Origin of the sequence: Streptococcus sp. HF-1907 (assembly GCF_015594605.1) — a bacterium.
In the GTDB taxonomy this organism is placed as follows: Bacteria; Bacillota; Bacilli; order Lactobacillales; family Streptococcaceae; genus Streptococcus.
In genome coordinates this window covers 80,625-96,571 of record NZ_JADNQT010000002.1, presented here as the reverse complement: position 1 = coordinate 96,571, position 15,947 = coordinate 80,625, and the positions used below count along the sequence as shown (strand labels likewise).

Sequence of the window (15,947 nt, the reverse complement as noted above, 5' to 3'; positions counted from 1 at the left end):
ATGAAAGAGATTTTTAGTAAATTAGTTGCAAAAGAAGATTTAACAAAAGATGAGATGACAGCAGTAGCTGAGAGGATTTTTAATGGGCAATTATCAGATGCCCAAGTGGCTGCTTTCTTGATGGGCTTAACCGAAAAGGGAGAAAGTCTTGATGAGATTACAGGGCTTATCGATGTTATCCGAAGTTATGCTCAGGAAATTCCTGGTGATTTTACGGGTCTCATGGACAATTGTGGTACAGGTGGTGACCAGTCCTTTTCGTTCAATATCTCAACAACGACAGCCTTTGTTCTTGCAGGTGGTGGTATTACAGTTGCAAAACACGGTAATCGTTCAATTTCTTCAAAATCGGGCTCTGCGGATGTCCTAGAGGCCTTGGGAGTCAATCTGACAGTGGGTCCTGAGGCTATCAGCCGACAATTGTCCAAAGTTGGAATTGCCTTTCTGTTCGCCCAAGCCATGCACCCAGTCATGCGTTATATTTCACCAGCTAGACAGGCGCTTGGTATTCCAACCATCATGAATATCATTGGTCCCCTCAATCATCCCATGGAACTTGATCACCAGCTGATGGGACTTTATCGTGAGGATTTACAGGAAACTTGTGCAAAGGTTTTAGACTACCTTGGTCGTAAGCGTGCCTTGATTATTACTGGACCAGATCGGATGGATGAAGCTGCGCTTTATGGTGTCAATCATTATACCCTTTTAGATCACGGGAAGATAAGCAAGGGAAGTTTTAGCTATGCTGATCTTGGAATGGAGAGATATGACTTAGATGATATTCGAGGTGGAGATGCTGAGGAAAATGCTCAAATCTTTCGGTCGGTACTAGAAAATCAAGCTAGTCCCTTCCTTGAAACAACAGTCCTTAATGCAAGTCTTGGCTTCTTTGCAGCAGGAAAAGTTGATACTATTAAAGAGGGCATTGCGCTAGCCCGACAAGTTATTGCATCTGGGAAAGCCTTGGAAAAACTCGAGGCACTTAAGGAGGCTGGACATGACTGATAGCACCTTTTTAGAACGCATTTTAGCCGTCAAAGAAAAAGAAGTTGCAGCCATGGAGCCTCAAACGATGGAGCCTTTGCGACAAAGCTATTCTTTTTACGACCATGTTAAAGCTAATCAAAATCGAATCCAATTGATTGCTGAAGTCAAAAAAGCCAGTCCAAGTTTGGGTGATATTAACACAGATGTTGATATTGTTAAGCAAGCCAAGACTTATGAAGCTAATGGTACAGCCATGATTTCAGTCCTTTGTGACCGAGAATTTTTCAAAGGAGATACCGCCTATCTTGAAGAGATTTCGAGTCAGGTGGCTATTCCGACCTTGCAGAAAGATTTTATCATTGACGAAAAGCAGATTATTGCTGGGAGAAATGCTGGCGCGACAGTTGTTCTCTTGATCGTAGCTGCTTTATCAGAGACGCGTTTAAAAGAACTCTACGATTTCGCTTACAGTATCGGTATGGAGGCATTAGTTGAGACACATAATCTGGAAGAATTACAGGTAGCCCACAGCTTGGGAGCTAAAATCATCGGTGTCAATAATCGTAATCTCAAGACCTTCCAAACCAATCTTGAAACCAGTGTGAGCCTTATCCCCTATCTAAAAGATGAGGCAGTCTACATCTCAGAATCAGCTCTTGAAAACGGTGCTGATGTGGCAAAGATTGCATCAGCCTACGATGGTATTTTGTGCGGGACAGCCTTGATGACAGCAGATAGTGTTGAAGAGAAGGTGAGGGAGCTTTGTCTTGACAAAAGTTAAAATATGCGGCCTATCAGACCGAGCAGCAATTGAAACGGCTATTGAAGCAGATGTAGATTTCATTGGATTTGTCTTTGCGCCCAGCCGTCGCCAAGTGACAGCAGATCAGGCATCAGCCTTGGTGGAAGGTTTGACAACTAAGGTTAAGAAAATCGGTGTCTTTGTCAGCCCAGATAAAGAAGAACTTGAAGAAGCTATCTCTAAAGTTGGGCTAGACCTCATTCAGATTCATGGCGATTATGACGAGAAAGTCTGTCTTTCCTTTGGCTTACCAGTGATTAGGGCGATTTCAGTTAAGGAAGGACAAGTTCCGAAGCTTGAAAAAGCGGATTATTATTTATTTGATGCTCCTGTTTCTGGAGCAGGAGAGACATTTGATTGGTCTGCCTTAGATATTACTCATGTAGACAAGCCAGTCTTTATCGCTGGTGGATTAACGGTTGACAATGTTAAGTCTTGCATCAATCATTTTCAACCTTATGCAGTAGATGTTTCTTCTGGCGTTGAAACAGATGGCAAGAAAGACTTAGCAAAAATAAGTGCATTTATAGGAGAAGTAAAAAATGACATATCAAGAACCAGATAACAAAGGATTTTACGGTAATTTTGGTGGACGTTTTATTCCTGAGACCTTGATGACTGCGGTCTTAGAATTGGATCAGGCTTACCGTGAAGCCAAGGCAGACCCAAGTTTTCAAGCGGAACTAGATAACCTTTTAGTCAACTACGTTGGTCGTGAAAATCCCCTTTATTTCGCCAAACGTTTGACTGACCATGTTGGTGGGGCTCGTATTTTCTTAAAACGTGAGGACCTCAACCATACGGGTGCCCACAAAATCAACAACGCCCTCGGTCAAGTGTTACTTGCAAAACGTATGGGTAAAACGAAAATTATTGCTGAGACAGGCGCAGGTCAACACGGTGTTGCGACAGCAACTGCGGCAGCCTTATTTGACATGGAATGCACCATTTTCATGGGTGAAGAAGATGTCAAGCGCCAAAGTTTAAACGTTTTCCGTATGGAACTTTTAGGCGCTAAAGTTGAGGCAGTTACGGATGGCTCGCGCGTGCTCAAAGATGCCGTCAATGCTGCGCTCCGCTACTGGGTAGCAAATGTCGACGACACTCACTACATCATGGGCTCTGCCCTTGGACCAGCACCATTCCCAGAAATTGTGCGTGATTTCCAATCGGTCATCGGAAAAGAAGCTAAACGCCAATACGCTGAGCAAACTGGTCGTGAGTTGCCAGATGCAGTGGTTGCCTGTGTTGGTGGCGGGTCAAATGCCATTGGGCTTTTCTACCCATTTGTCAATGACGAGTCTGTTGATATGTATGGGGTTGAGGCAGCAGGTCTTGGTACTGATACCGCTTATCATGCTGCAACCATGACCAAAGGGCGTCCAGGTGTTTTGCACGGCTCTTTGATGGACTTGCTTCAAGATGCCGAAGGTCAAGTCTTGGAAGCTTTCTCAATCTCAGCTGGGCTTGATTATCCAGGGATTGGTCCAGAGCATTCTCACTTTAAGGAAATCGGCAGAGCTAAGTATGTTCCAATTACTGATGAGGAAGCCTTGGAAGGTTTCAAGATTTTGTCTAAACTAGAAGGCATTATTCCTGCCCTTGAATCAAGTCACGCTATCGCTTATGTCTTGGAATTGGCAAAAGAGCTAGGTCCTGATAAGGATATCGTCGTCTGTCTATCGGGTCGTGGTGATAAAGACGTGGTACAGGTCAAAGAACGTTTGGAACAAGAAAAGGGGGCAAACTAATGGTTAAGACACTTACACAAGTATTAGAAAAGAAAAAAGCAACGCAAAAAGGCATTTTCATCCCTTACATCATGGCAGGTGACCACGAGAAAGGTGTGGAAGGTTTACAAGAAACTATTAGTGACCTGAATGACTTGGGAGTGACAGCTATTGAAGTTGGAATTCCTTTCTCAGACCCAGTTGCAGATGGTCCTGTCATCGAGTTAGCGGGCATTCGTTCTATCAAAAATGGCACAACACCACACAATGTTGTTTCAGCTCTAAAAAACATTTCATCAGCTGCTCCGTTGATTATCATGACTTATTTCAATACCTTGTATCAATACGGTCTGGAGCAGTTGGTGTCTGATTTGAAAGGGACAGCGGTCAAGGGTCTGATTATCCCCGACCTTCCTCATGAGCAGGAGTATTTTATCAAACCATTTCTTGAAGGTTCAGATATTGCTCTTATTCCACTTGTCAGCTTGACGACGGGGCTTGAACGTCAGAAAGTCTTGGTTGATGGTGCTGAAGGATTTGTCTATGCAGTTGCTGTTAACGGTGTTACTGGAAATGGCTCTCGCTATCGAGACGATTTAGACAAGCACTTAAAAGCCTTGACTGACCTTGCTCAAATTCCAGTCGTAACAGGATTTGGCGTTTCAAGCCTTGACGATGTCAAACGTTTCAACAAAGTTTCAGACGGTGTTATCGTTGGTTCAAAAATCGTAAAAGCCCTTCATGAAGGTAAAAAAGCAGATATTTCACAGTTTATCAAGGAAGCAGTGCAAGTCACAAAATAAATTTAAGCAGTTCTAGCGACTGCTTTTTTGCTATTTTCTTGCTATAATGGTGATTCTGAATCCATTTAAGGAGGGAATCATGGCACTTGGACAACTGATGGGAACGCCCTGGCATGTCGGAAAATTTACGAGAGCTGAAGGGGATGATGATAAGCGCCATCGCTCGCGCTGCTAATTTTTTGAGAATGGACTCTGCCTAAAATTAGAAAGGCGCTGTCACGGATCAGCAAGATGTGACAGTTATCAAGTTCGCTCTACTAATTTTAAGCAAGAACTTCCTAGCTTCAGAAGCGTTTTGGAAAAACAATTTTACCGTGGACGCTTGGTTGACATCCAAAATTCGGTGTCGGAACAATCAAGGAATTAACCGCTGAGCGTGTGCTCGTTACTTTCCGTGGTGATAAAACAGTTGCCTTTGACCTTCAAGTCGTTCTTGATAAAAATATTTTTCAATTTCCACAATAATGAGAAAGCGACTCGCTCAAAAGTCGCTTTTTTGCTTGACTTATACTATAATAGTATGGTGAATAAAACTATTTAGAGAAATCATATGGAAAAGAAAACAGGAATTGGAAAAGCCCACAGCAAGATTATTCTTATGGGCGAACATTCGGTGGTTTATGGGCATCCTGCCATTGCCCTGCCCCTAAAAAATATTGAGGTTACTTGTAGGATTACAGCAGGCGATGAGACACTAAAATTCGATATGACAGATCCCTTAGCGACCGCTATTTTTGCGGCTTTGGAGTATCTGGGACAAGAGGATGCTCAGCTGACTTACCTTGTTGATTCGCAGGTGCCTCAACGTCGTGGTATGGGGTCATCGGCGGCGGTAGCGATTGCTGCTATTCGAGCAGTTTTTGATTATTTTGATCAGGACTTGACGGCTGATTTGCTGGAAAATCTGGTTAATCAGGCGGAGATGATTGCCCATTCCAATCCCAGCGGTTTGGACGCCAAAACTTGCCTCAGCGACCGCCCTATCAAGTTCATTCGGAATCTCGGTTTTGCTAGCCTAACTATGAATCTCGATGCATGTCTGGTCATCGCTGACACAGGCATTCACGGTCACACCAGCGAGGCAGTTGACAAGGTCCGAAAATCCGGTCAGACAGCTCTGCCATTGCTTAAAAACCTCGGAGAGCTAGCTCTAGAGGCAGAGAAAGCCATAGAGCAAGCTGATTTGCAGGCTTTAGGAAATGCCATAAATCAAGCTCATGGCTTGCTGGCGCGCTTAGGAGTCTCATGCCCTGAAGCCGACCACTTAGTGCAGGTAGCCCGGTCAGCGGGTGCTCTAGGCGCTAAAATGAGTGGCGGAGGTCTAGGTGGTTGCATCATCGCCCTAGTCAAGACAAGTGAAGAAGCAGAGCGACTCATCCAAAAATTAAAAGAAGAAGGAGCCATCAACACATGGACGGAAAAACTGTGAGCGTCAAATCCTACGCCAACATTGCAATCATCAAATATTGGGGAAAGGCTGACGCTGTCAAGATGATTCCAGCCACAAGCTCAATCTCCCTAACCCTTGAAAACATGTACACTAAGACAAGGCTGACAGCTTTACCATCAAGCGCTACACAGGATGAATTTTACATCTCAGGCGTCCTCCAAAATGAGCAAGAGCACGCTAAAATGTCAGCTATCTTAGACCGTTTCCGTGGGGACAAGAAAGTTTTTGTCAAAATCGAAACTCAAAACAATATGCCAACCTCAGCGGGTCTCTCTTCCTCTTCAAGTGGCTTGTCAGCCCTGGTCAAGGCTTGTAATGACTTCTTTGAAGCTGGACTTAACCAAGAAGAATTGGCTCAGGAAGCCAAATTTGCTTCTGGGTCATCATCACGTTCTTTCTTTGGTCCCCTGTCAGCTTGGGATAAGGATAGCGGAGCCATTTATAAAGTTGAAACGGACCTTAAGTTAGCCATGATTATGCTGGTTCTAAATGACCAGAGAAAGCCGATTTCTAGTCGCGATGGCATGAAACTGTGCTCAGAAACCGCTTCAACCTTCCCAGAATGGGTTAAGCAGTCAGAGCAGGATTACAAGGATATGCTTGCCTATCTCAAGGCTAATGACTTTGAAAAAATTGGTGAATTGACCGAGCGCAACGCCCTTGCCATGCACGATTTACCAAGACACTGCACACCGGCTTTTTCTTACCTCAATGAAGAATCTTACAAGGCTATGGAGGCAGTCAAAGCCCTTCGAGCGCAAGGCGAACATTGCTACTTCACCATGGATGCAGGACCAAATGTTAAGGTCCTCTGCTTAGAAGAAGACCTGGACCGCCTAGCGGCCATCTTTGAAAAAGATTATCGCGTCATCAAATCACGCACAAAGGACCCAGTCAATGTTTAAGGTAAAAACAGGCGGAAAATTATATCTAGCAGGTGAATACGCCATTTTAGAGCCAGACCAAACCGCCCTTATCAAGAATATCCCTATTTATATGACGGGAGAAATTGCTAGCGCAGACCGCTACCAGCTATCGTCTGATATGTTTGATTACAGTGTGGACATGACACCAGATGACCATTATAGCCTCATCCAAGAAGTGGTCATGGTTATGGAGGAATGGCTGCGCGGGCAAGACCAGTCTATCCACCCATTCACCCTATCCATCACTGGCAAATTAGAGAAAGACGGTCTCAAATTTGGCATTGGTTCTAGTGGCAGTGTGGTTGTTCTGACTATCAAAGCCATGGCTGCACTCTATGACATAGACCTAAAACCAGACCAGCTTTTTAAACTATCAAGTTATGTCCTCTTAAAGAGGGGTGATAATGGTTCAATGGGGGATGTCGCTTGTATTGCCTATGATAACTTAATCGCCTTTACCGCTTTTGACCGTGGTCAAGTAGCGTGCTGGATTTCTCAACTGCCATTAAGGGATGTTTTGGAAAAAGATTGGGGTTACACTGTCGAGCCTGTTCACACCGATTTAGTCATTGATTTTTTGGTCGGTTGGACCAGACAACCATCCATTTCAAAAAATATGATTAATCTTGTCAAAGCTAATATTGACCAAGATTTTCTGACACAGACCCAAAATCAGGTGCAAGCTCTGCTATTTGCCCTAAAAACCAATGACAAAGCTGGGATTAAAGCCAGCCTAGAGGCTGTCAGCCAACTTCTTGAAGACTTGCATCCAGCCATCTACACTGGAAGTTTGCAGGAGCTTAAGTTAGCTAGTCAGGGGCTGGATATTGTCGCCAAATCTTCAGGCTCGGGTGGTGGGGATTGCGGCATTGCCCTATCGTTCAGTCCCCAAGATAGCCAACTACTGATTGACCGCTGGGCTCAAGCGGGAATTGAATGCCTAATCAAGGAGACATTGTCATGACCAACCGCAAAGATGACCACATCAAGTACGCCCTCAAATACCAGTCGCCCTATAACAGTTTTGACGATATGGAGCTCATTCACAGCTCTCTCCCTCGATACGACGTGGCGGAGATTGACCTCTCGACAGACTTCGCTGGTCAGCATTTTGATTTTCCTTTCTACATCAATGCCATGACTGGCGGAAGTGAAAAAGGCAAAGCGGTTAACCGGAAGTTGGCTCAGGTCGCTCAAGCGACAGGACTCGTCATGGTGACAGGTTCCTACTCAGCTGCGCTCAAAAATGCGCAAGATGACTCTTATCCGACGACGGAGCTTTACCCAAATCTCAAACTAGCAACCAACATTGGTCTAGATAAGCCAGTATCGGCAGGCCTTCAGACGGTGGAAGCCATGAAGCCAATCTTCCTCCAAGTCCATGTCAATGTCATGCAGGAACTCCTCATGCCAGAAGGTGAGCGAGAATTCAAAAGCTGGCGGTCAAATCTTAAAGATTATGTCAGCCAAATCAAGACACCACTCATTCTGAAAGAAGTGGGATTTGGAATGGACTTGCAGTCTATCAAGGATGCCTACGATTTAGGAATTCGCACAGTTGATATTTCAGGTCGTGGAGGCACTAGCTTCGCCTACATCGAAAATCAACGTGGTCGAGACCGCTCTTATCTAAATACCTGGGGGCAAGCAACAGTTCAAGCACTCATCAATGCCCAACCCATGATGGATAAAATGGAAATTCTAGCGTCAGGTGGTGTCCGACACCCACTTGATATTATCAAATGTTTGGTTCTGGGAGCAAAAGCTGTTGGTCTATCACGGACAGTATTAGAGCTGGTAGAACGCTACCAAGTTGAAGAAGTCATTGACATCATCAACGGCTGGAAAGAGGACTTGCGTCTGATTATGTGTGCTTTAAATTGCCGAACCATTGCAGAGCTAAGACAGGTTGACTATCTTTTGTATGGAAATTTATCAACGAATAACAAAGAAAATAAGGCTTGAGAGAAAATCTCAAACCTTATTTTAATCTGCACGACAGTAGACATGGTCTCGGTAGTTATTGTTTCCGAAAAGAAGGCTATCGGACTTAATAATTCTTTCACGACTAGTATCAGAAATATCTCCACCACCTTCAGGGTAAAAACAGGACTGGGGCGGTTCGATGTTTGCAGGGACATAGTTAAAAATGAAAGTGTCCCCAGAACGAGTTTGGACGGTGAGTTGAACAATTTCACCATCCAAATGAACACCTTGAATGAACAAGTCTCCAGCAATACTACCATCTTTTGCAATTTGGAAACTTTCTACCTGATTCTGCCAATTTCCAGCAAGGAGGCTATAATCTCCGCTTTGAAGAAGTTCAGTTTGAGATGTTTCTTGGCTACTTGTTTCAGTTGAACTTTGGCTTGTGGAAGAAGTAGGAGACTCTGACTGACTAGTGCTAGATTGACTTGCCTTGCTTTGACTTGATGATGAGGCTTTTGAAATACTGGTTGAGCTGCTAGTCTAGCTACTAGTTGTTTGAGCTGTTTTCGGCTGGCAGGTAGACAAAGTGATAAGACATAAGAGATTTAGGAATCCTGTTACTATTTTCTTCATCATAAAAACCACCTTTTCGTCTATATTATAACCTTTTCAAGAAAATTTTTGACGAAAAAATTGTTCTTTTTTGAGAAAGGCTAACTGGAACAGAAATACAGAAGGGACTATATTATAATAGCCAAAACTTTGAAAAGGAAGTACTATGGAAGTATCATTATCTAAACTTATGTGCCACAGGTCGAAATTTTGGAAAATGGCAGAGCTAAGCTGGATTTAGTCCATCACATGATTCAGAACGATTTCAACATCTGGCTGAGGAAATCATATTTGCAGGGCATGAAAGTGACTTAAAGTGTGGCTGCTTTGAAAAAGGTAGATTATTTCTTTTATAGAAAATTACGGGAAGCTAATTCCTAAATCAATCAGTTGACTTGCTCCTATAAAACACTTAAACTAAAGTTAAGATAAATAAAGGAGCAATAATATGATTGAATTAACATATAAAGATGCTTATGATGTTGTTCGTACACAAACGTTCGATGACCCTAATGATTTTTCAAGAATGTTGATGGGCTGTTTAACGGTACCAGACTATTACCCTGTGACAAGTGTGACTTACAAGGGTAAAGATGTGGGTTACAAAGGAACATTTGGAGACCTTTTCAAGACCTTTAATGAGTTTGACTGGTCTCAGTTTGAAGACTAATAAAAAATCGTTTAGCAAGGGCTAGACGATTTTTGTATGCTTAGTTTTCCCACTTAGCCATATTTGGACCAGCTGGGAGAATTTGATGGACATGCGTGGCTTTACCAAATTTACCAAGATAGTAATTTTCTTTGATAGCTTGAGGATTTGTCAGTGATTTGAGTCCAAAGTCATTATAGAGTTTCTTAGCCCAGGCAAAGACATGAGGATAGTCTTCAAGGCTGTATTTGTTAATGAGAAGGAGCTCACGGCAAGCTACATCCCAACGAACGACTAGCGTGTAGAAGTGAATATCAGCTTCGCTCAGCTCATTTCCCGCCACAAAAGCCTGCTTGCTAAGGGTTACTTCCATATTATCAAGGAATGCGAAGAACTTCTCAGTATAAGCATCGTAGTCAGCCTGATTATCCAAGAAAGCGAACTTGTACATGAGGCTGTGGAAGTCTTGGTTGATGGTTTTAATGGCTGGGTCAATAGCTGGCGCTTGGTCCTCAGTGAAAAGTACTGGCGCATCTGCTTTATGCAGTTCAGCAAAGGCGGTCGTGAACAGGCGCAACATATCAGCAGACTCCTTGCAGACGATACGATTGTCAGTCTTGTCAATAAGGACAGGAATCGTATAAGAACCCTCATAGTTAGGGTCCATGCTTTCATAAATTTCTTTCATGCTCATGGCACCAGTCACAGGTTCTGTTTGGTCAAAAACAAGCCCAATCTCGGTTGGCACATTTTTCACAAATGAAATAGAGATGTGTTCTTCAAGCCCCAGCAAGAGACGGGCAATTTGAGGACGTTGAGCATAAGGACAAAACTCCCCAACAATCATATGGTAGCGACCAGATTCAACAGGAACTTCCCATTCTTGGTCAATAAATTTAGCGGTAAAAGTAGTCATAAGTTAACCTTTCTGAATTTTCTTATGATTAGTATAGCAAAAAACAGTAAAAAAAGTAGGGATTTGCTATGATAAGTTTCTTTGATTTATTGACTAAATTGACATAATAATCAAAAAACAATCTAATCTTTTCAAAGTGAAGAAAGATTAGATTGCTTTTCCTTTATTATTAGAATTTAATGCGTCCAGCTTTAAGAGCAGCAATGACTTGGTAGCCAGCTGCATTTTCTGAATTGAGCTCATGACGACCAAGGGGTGTGATGATAATGCCAGGACTGATTGAGTTGAGTCTGGTACCACGTTCAGCCCAATTGAGGGACTCACGTTGAACATGGATTTAGTTAGCCTTTTTAGAAATTCCATAGGCTGCTCCACCATTTGGAATCAAGTCTTCAGACAAGAACGGCAAGCTAATCATGTCTTCAGGTTTAGTAGAAGTAAGGAGTTCCTCAGTCTCAGGTTCGAGATTTGGAATCATATATCCAGCTTGGCTTGAAACGACGAGGCCAGCGCCACCAACAGCTATGACTTTTCCAAATTCTTCAAGCGCAATAGCGGTACCGATCAAGTCGACATCAAGGACAAGACGTGCGACCCCTTGGTTAGGAGAGACTCCGGATGTATGGACATAGTATTTGACCTCACCTAGGCTAGCAGCATATTGGGCAAAGTCACGAATACTGTCACGTTTTGAAGCATCGACGATTTTTGTTTCCACTTCAAAACCAGCATCTAGGAGGCTCTCAGTAACCCTATCCAAATTATCTTGACGAAGGTCACCAAGGAGCACTCTACGTCCAGAAGCAACTCTACGGATGATTGCTTGTCCAATTGAACCAGCACTCAGAAGTACAGCGATTTCTTGTGATTTTACGTTTGCGATTGTCATATTAATTTTCGTTTCTTACGAAGCGTCAGTTTTTCTGATGACCCAAATGCTACCATGTTTTTCAAAATAAGCTGTAGAGTCTAACGTCCAAACACGTCGATAGCCATTGATTTGAGCATCTACTGTTGAGATGGTGTGAACTTGTGCCATGCCCCCTTCAATTGAACCAGTCTGTTCTTTGACACCAGTCTTTGGATTGTCAAAATAAAGCATGGTTCCACGCGCAATCTCAGCCAACCCTCATCTCTAGGCTGTACATAATCAGTCACAGGGTATCATCATGACGCCCCTTGCACTTGATGAACTCAGTGGACCACGTGGTGATGGCTACCGAGCTATGATTGCTAAAACCGTTGAAAAACGCGCCGCAACTCCAGATGAAATTGGTGACTTAGCGGCCTTCATGATGGGACCAAGTGGTCATTTCATCAATGGTTCAGATTTTCTTATTGACGGTGGTGTCACAGCTAATTATTGGTATAGCGATATCAAAGAAGTCCGTACTTATGAAAAATAAAAGGTCAGCCAATCGGCTGACCTTAAGTCGTATTACAACATAAAATAAACGATGCCAAGATACTGCAAGGCTGATGCTAACAGAATGAACAAATGCCAAATCATGTGGTCGTAAGGACGCTTGCGAGCGTAGAAAAAGGCTCCTACTGTGTAAGAAATGCCTCCACCAAGCATGAGTAGCCAGAAAGTAGGACCCGTTTTGGTGACGATGGCAGGAATGATGAAGACAACCAACCAGCCCATCAGCAAGTAGAGCGCAAGGCTAAATTTTTCATTGATGCGTTTGGCAAAAATCTTATATAGAATACCAAAGATGGTCGTCCCCCATTGGAGCACAATGATGAGATAACCAAGCCAACCACCGACTAGTGATAGTGCCACCGGTGTATAACTGCCAGCGATAGCAATATAAATCATAGAATGGTCAATAATGCGAAGCACGTACTTTTGAGGGGAATTGTAACTCATAGAGTGATAGATGGTTGATGACAGAAACATCAAAAACAGACTAATCACGAAGATGGACATGCCGATGGATGCGACAAAACCGTGATGGTTGAGTGTGTAACTTGATGTAATTGGTAATAGAATGAGCATCAGTGTTGAGCCGATAGCGTGTGTGACACTGTTAGCTACCTCCTCGCCGAAAGATAATTGTTTACTCAATTTCATTGTCTGAGCTGTTGTCATGAGAGAGTCCTCCTTGTAATTCTTGAACAAGTGCTTGGGTTTGCAAATAAAGTTGTAGGGTTTGGCAAGCGGATACGACCACATCAGGGAGTTGGCTGGTGTCTTCGCCATTCATGCAGGCTACAAAACCATTGTAGGCAGAGTCAGAATGATTACCAGCTGTTAACATTTCTAACGTTTGACTGATTTTCTGGATTGAAAAAACATTTTTCAAGGCAGTGATGACAATCAAGCGAGCCACCTGCTTGCGGTTGTATTTTTTCTTAATCGGTTTGTCCAGATGACCATGCTTGACATAATTGTTAATCATCGAAGCGGTCAGTCCTTTATCATCTGGGAATGAGGCTGCGCCAGTCACATGATTGACGTAAAGGAGCACCTGGTCTAGATATAATTCTAAATCGGGTAAGTGTTCCCATTTTGGGTATGTATTCATAAGTTTATCTACTCCCTTTTATCTAGTTTTTATAACTAGATTATATCATCATCGAAAATTAAGTCAAGCAAAAACATAAGAGAGCTGGAAATTTCCAACTCTCTTATCATTTATTGATTTGATTGACAATAGCTTGCGCGGTCTCTAGGTTTAAATGTGGCGCAGCTAGAAGTTCTTTTACGACACGTTCAACTTGCCCTTCCTTTGCTCCAGCTAGAAGCGCTAGCGATTTTGCCTGAAGTTTCATATGCCCAGCCTGAATACCTGTGCTAGTCAAGGCTTTTAGAGCAGCGAAATTCTGCGCTAACCCGACCGATACAATGATAGAAGCCAATTCTTTAGCAGAAGGATTGCCCAAAAAATCGTGAGCGACCTTGACGGTTGGGTTAATACCAATGGATCCACCTTTAGTTGCGATAGGCATAGGCATGGTTAGACTGCCTTTTAAGACACCATCTTCAAAAATCCAACTTGATAGTCCGCGATATTGTCCGTCACGAGATGCATAGGCATGAGCGCCAGCTTCAATAGCTCGCCAGTCATTACCAGTCGCTAGCACAACGGCGTCTATCCCATTGAAAATACCTTTGTTATGGGTGGCAGCGCGATAATGGTCAACTTGCGCTAGCTGACTCGCCTTGACCATTTTCTGCGCCAGCTCATGGGCTTCAGCCTTATTACGACTCAAAAAGCGCAAATCCACTTGGCACTCAGCGGTTACCAGCGATTGGGTCGCATAGTTTGAGAGGATTGCCATGAGGCTCAGTCCACCTGAGAGCTCCTCTAAGCGCGGCGCCAAGGCCTCCATCATGGTGTTGACCATATTTGCCCCCATAGCTTCCTGAGTGTCTACCGTCAAGTAGGCAATCAAGAAGTCAGCTTTTCGCTCTAGCCAGAGATTTCGGGCACCACCACCTCGTTTCACGATTGACGGATGAGCGGCATTGGCTAAAGCCAAAAGCTGCGCTTTATCAGCTAAAATTGCCTGCTCAGCCAACTCCTTATCAGCCACATCATAAAGCGCCACCTGCCCAATCATTTCACGATTGTGGATGTGAGTTTTAAAACCACCTGAACGTTTGATTAACTTAGTAGCAAAGCTGGCTGCCGCCACAACAGAAGGCTCCTCGGTGACAAAAGGGACTTGGTAGGTCTTTCCATCAATGAGAAAATCTGGTGCCAGTGAAAAAGGCAAAGCGAAGGTCGCCAAGACATTTTCGGTCATTTGGTTGGCGACTTCAAGTGGTAAGTGTTCGTTATTAACCAAGATAGCTAGACTTTCATCAGAAAGCAGGTCTTGTTGCTGGAGGTGCTGGATGCGTTCTTGAGGAGATTTTTTAGAAAAACCTGTCCAATTTAGTTTCTTATTTTCCATCTGTTCGTTGATACATGCGTTGGTGCTCAGTGATTCCAGTTAGAGCAAAGGGACCTGTTAGGTAGTCAGAGAATGTCGCATTGCCTTGGTCGTCTAAATCAGCTTCTTCGTAGAAGAGAGTTTCGTATTCTTTGACAGAAATCGCCGTGCGTCTGGCTAAATCCTCTAGGCGGTCTTGACGAAGGTGAGTTTTGAAACCATCTACTAATTTGGCCGTGAAAATTTCTGCCACAGCTCCGCTACCATAAGAGAAGAGGGCAATTTGGTCGCCTGCTTTTAGACTCGTACTGTTTTCCAACAATGAAAGAAGTCCTAAGAAGAGAGAGCCAGTGTAGATGTTTCCGATACGTTGGCTGTAAGTAATGGAATGTTCAAAGTTTTCTTTCAAACGAGCTTTGACATCATCTGGAAGAGATTTGTCCATAACCTTATTGAAGCCTTTAAGGGCCAATTTTGGAAAGGGAATGTGGAAACAAAAGGCCGCAAAATCCGCCAATTTTTTCCCACTACGCTTCTGATACTCCGCCCAAGTTGTTTTCAACATATCCAAGTATTGCTTGGTAGAGTACATCCCATTAACAAAAGGAGTTGTTGAATAGTTGGGACGCCAAAAATCCATGATGTCACGGGTTTGAGCTAGGCTATCATTTTGAAGTTCAAGGATGCGAGGATTGGCTGTGACCAACATTGCCACACTACCAGAACCCTGCGTTGATTCACCAGGAGTATTGATGCCATATCTTGCAATATCTGACGCAACCACAAGCACTTTTGAGTCTGGGTTAGCAGTGACATGTAATTTGGCATAGTCAAGTGCAGCAGTTGCGCTGTAGCAGGCTTCCTTCATCTCAACGCTACGCGCAAAAGGTTGGATGCCAAGTAGGTGATGAACATAAACAGCCGCCGCTTTAGATTGGTCAATGCCTGATTCAGTCGCGACAATCACCATGTCAATGGTAGCCTTGTCATCGTCAGTAAGAATTGAGTCAGCCGCCGCTGCTCCAAGAGTAACAATATCTTCCGTAATTGGTGTAATACTTAATGCTTTTAAAAGAAGGCCTTTACTAAATTTGTCTGGGTCAACTCCACGGCTTGTCGCCAAATCATCCATATTAAGGACATATTGACTCGTTGCAAAGCCGATTTTATCAATTCCGATATTCATTTGGAAACCTTTCCTAAAGTTTTTTGATTCAACATTGAATTTTGCCTAATCTTAATTTTACCATAAAGT

At 43.5% G+C, this 15,947-nt stretch carries 19 protein-coding genes; 11 read left to right on the top strand and 8 right to left on the bottom strand.

All coding sequences use genetic code 11. From position 1 onward, the window contains the following. From trpD to fni, 9 genes are all read left to right on the top strand, one after another. Positions 1–1,008, top strand: coding sequence for an anthranilate phosphoribosyltransferase (trpD, locus tag IYQ92_RS02325; RefSeq protein WP_195675159.1), 1,008 nt, complete (start codon positions 1–3; stop codon positions 1,006–1,008). Continuing rightward, on the top strand, positions 1,001–1,771 hold the full coding sequence (trpC, locus tag IYQ92_RS02320) for an indole-3-glycerol phosphate synthase TrpC (protein ID WP_195675158.1): 771 nt from the start codon (positions 1,001–1,003) through the stop codon (positions 1,769–1,771). Before trpD ends, trpC begins: the two co-directional genes overlap by 8 nt. After that, the gene (locus IYQ92_RS02315; RefSeq protein ID WP_195675157.1) at positions 1,758–2,357 is read left to right on the top strand and encodes a phosphoribosylanthranilate isomerase; all 600 of its coding nucleotides are present in this window, start codon (positions 1,758–1,760) and stop codon (positions 2,355–2,357) included. The genes trpC and IYQ92_RS02315 overlap by 14 nt, the downstream gene beginning before the upstream one ends. Beyond that, positions 2,335–3,543, top strand: coding sequence for a tryptophan synthase subunit beta (gene trpB / locus IYQ92_RS02310; protein ID WP_195675156.1), 1,209 nt, complete (start codon positions 2,335–2,337; stop codon positions 3,541–3,543). The genes IYQ92_RS02315 and trpB overlap by 23 nt, the downstream gene beginning before the upstream one ends. Beyond that, positions 3,543–4,325 carry a tryptophan synthase subunit alpha gene (gene trpA, locus IYQ92_RS02305; protein WP_195675155.1) on the top strand — a complete coding sequence of 261 codons (783 nt, stop codon included), beginning with the start codon at positions 3,543–3,545 and terminating at the stop codon, positions 4,323–4,325. The genes trpB and trpA overlap by 1 nt, the downstream gene beginning before the upstream one ends. Positions 4,326–4,875: 550 nt before the next feature. Further along, positions 4,876–5,754 carry a mevalonate kinase gene (gene mvk / locus IYQ92_RS02300; protein ID WP_195675154.1) on the top strand — a complete coding sequence of 293 codons (879 nt, stop codon included), beginning with the start codon at positions 4,876–4,878 and terminating at the stop codon, positions 5,752–5,754. After that, entirely contained in the window at positions 5,736–6,680 is a 945-nt protein-coding gene (gene mvaD / locus IYQ92_RS02295; protein WP_195675153.1) for a diphosphomevalonate decarboxylase, read from the top strand. The genes mvk and mvaD overlap by 19 nt, the downstream gene beginning before the upstream one ends. Further along, a complete protein-coding gene (locus IYQ92_RS02290) occupies positions 6,673–7,665 on the top strand; it encodes a phosphomevalonate kinase (protein WP_195675152.1) in 993 nt (330 codons plus the stop codon). Before mvaD ends, IYQ92_RS02290 begins: the two co-directional genes overlap by 8 nt. Then, complete coding sequence (gene fni, locus IYQ92_RS02285) at positions 7,662–8,666, top strand: type 2 isopentenyl-diphosphate Delta-isomerase (RefSeq protein WP_195675151.1); 1,005 nt, start codon at positions 7,662–7,664, stop codon at positions 8,664–8,666. Before IYQ92_RS02290 ends, fni begins: the two co-directional genes overlap by 4 nt. Before the next feature lie 21 nt (positions 8,667–8,687). On the opposite strand, the gene IYQ92_RS02280 is transcribed toward fni, so the two are convergent. Then, positions 8,688–8,927, bottom strand: coding sequence for a hypothetical protein (locus IYQ92_RS02280; protein WP_195675150.1), 240 nt, complete (start codon positions 8,925–8,927; stop codon positions 8,688–8,690). 763 nt (positions 8,928–9,690) lie between these two features. Between IYQ92_RS02280 and IYQ92_RS02275 the strand changes: the two genes are divergently transcribed. Further along, positions 9,691–9,912, top strand: coding sequence for a DUF4649 family protein (locus IYQ92_RS02275; RefSeq protein WP_195675149.1), 222 nt, complete (start codon positions 9,691–9,693; stop codon positions 9,910–9,912). Between the two features lie 40 nt (positions 9,913–9,952). Here the strand turns inward: IYQ92_RS02275 and IYQ92_RS02270 are convergent, their stop codons facing one another. The 3 genes from IYQ92_RS02270 to IYQ92_RS02260 form a co-directional block, all read right to left on the bottom strand. Beyond that, positions 9,953–10,807: a glutathione S-transferase C-terminal domain-containing protein gene (locus IYQ92_RS02270; RefSeq protein ID WP_195675148.1), complete on the bottom strand. Its 855-nt coding sequence runs from the start codon at positions 10,805–10,807 to the stop codon at positions 9,953–9,955. A gap of 337 nt (positions 10,808–11,144) precedes the next feature. Next, on the bottom strand, positions 11,145–11,696 hold the full coding sequence (locus IYQ92_RS02265) for a hypothetical protein (RefSeq protein WP_195675147.1): 552 nt from the start codon (positions 11,694–11,696) through the stop codon (positions 11,145–11,147). A gap of 15 nt (positions 11,697–11,711) precedes the next feature. Further along, positions 11,712–11,933, bottom strand: coding sequence for a hypothetical protein (locus IYQ92_RS02260; protein WP_195675146.1), 222 nt, complete (start codon positions 11,931–11,933; stop codon positions 11,712–11,714). Positions 11,934–11,970: 37 nt separating this feature from the next. Here IYQ92_RS02260 and IYQ92_RS02255 point away from each other — a divergent pair, with 37 nt between their 5' ends. Then, entirely contained in the window at positions 11,971–12,213 is a 243-nt protein-coding gene (locus IYQ92_RS02255; RefSeq protein WP_324253048.1) for an SDR family oxidoreductase, read from the top strand. Between the two features lie 32 nt (positions 12,214–12,245). On the opposite strand, the gene trhA is transcribed toward IYQ92_RS02255, so the two are convergent. From trhA to IYQ92_RS02235, 4 genes are all read right to left on the bottom strand, one after another. After that, the gene (trhA, locus tag IYQ92_RS02250) at positions 12,246–12,902 is read right to left on the bottom strand and encodes a PAQR family membrane homeostasis protein TrhA (protein ID WP_195675145.1); all 657 of its coding nucleotides are present in this window, start codon (positions 12,900–12,902) and stop codon (positions 12,246–12,248) included. Beyond that, entirely contained in the window at positions 12,871–13,338 is a 468-nt protein-coding gene (locus IYQ92_RS02245; RefSeq protein ID WP_195675144.1) for a DUF1836 domain-containing protein, read from the bottom strand. The genes trhA and IYQ92_RS02245 overlap by 32 nt, the downstream gene beginning before the upstream one ends. A gap of 106 nt (positions 13,339–13,444) precedes the next feature. Continuing rightward, positions 13,445–14,713: a hydroxymethylglutaryl-CoA reductase, degradative gene (locus IYQ92_RS02240; protein ID WP_195675143.1), complete on the bottom strand. Its 1,269-nt coding sequence runs from the start codon at positions 14,711–14,713 to the stop codon at positions 13,445–13,447. Next, complete coding sequence (locus IYQ92_RS02235; protein WP_195675142.1) at positions 14,703–15,878, bottom strand: hydroxymethylglutaryl-CoA synthase; 1,176 nt, start codon at positions 15,876–15,878, stop codon at positions 14,703–14,705. Before IYQ92_RS02235 ends, IYQ92_RS02240 begins: the two co-directional genes overlap by 11 nt. Between the last annotated feature and the right edge of the window lie 69 nt (positions 15,879–15,947).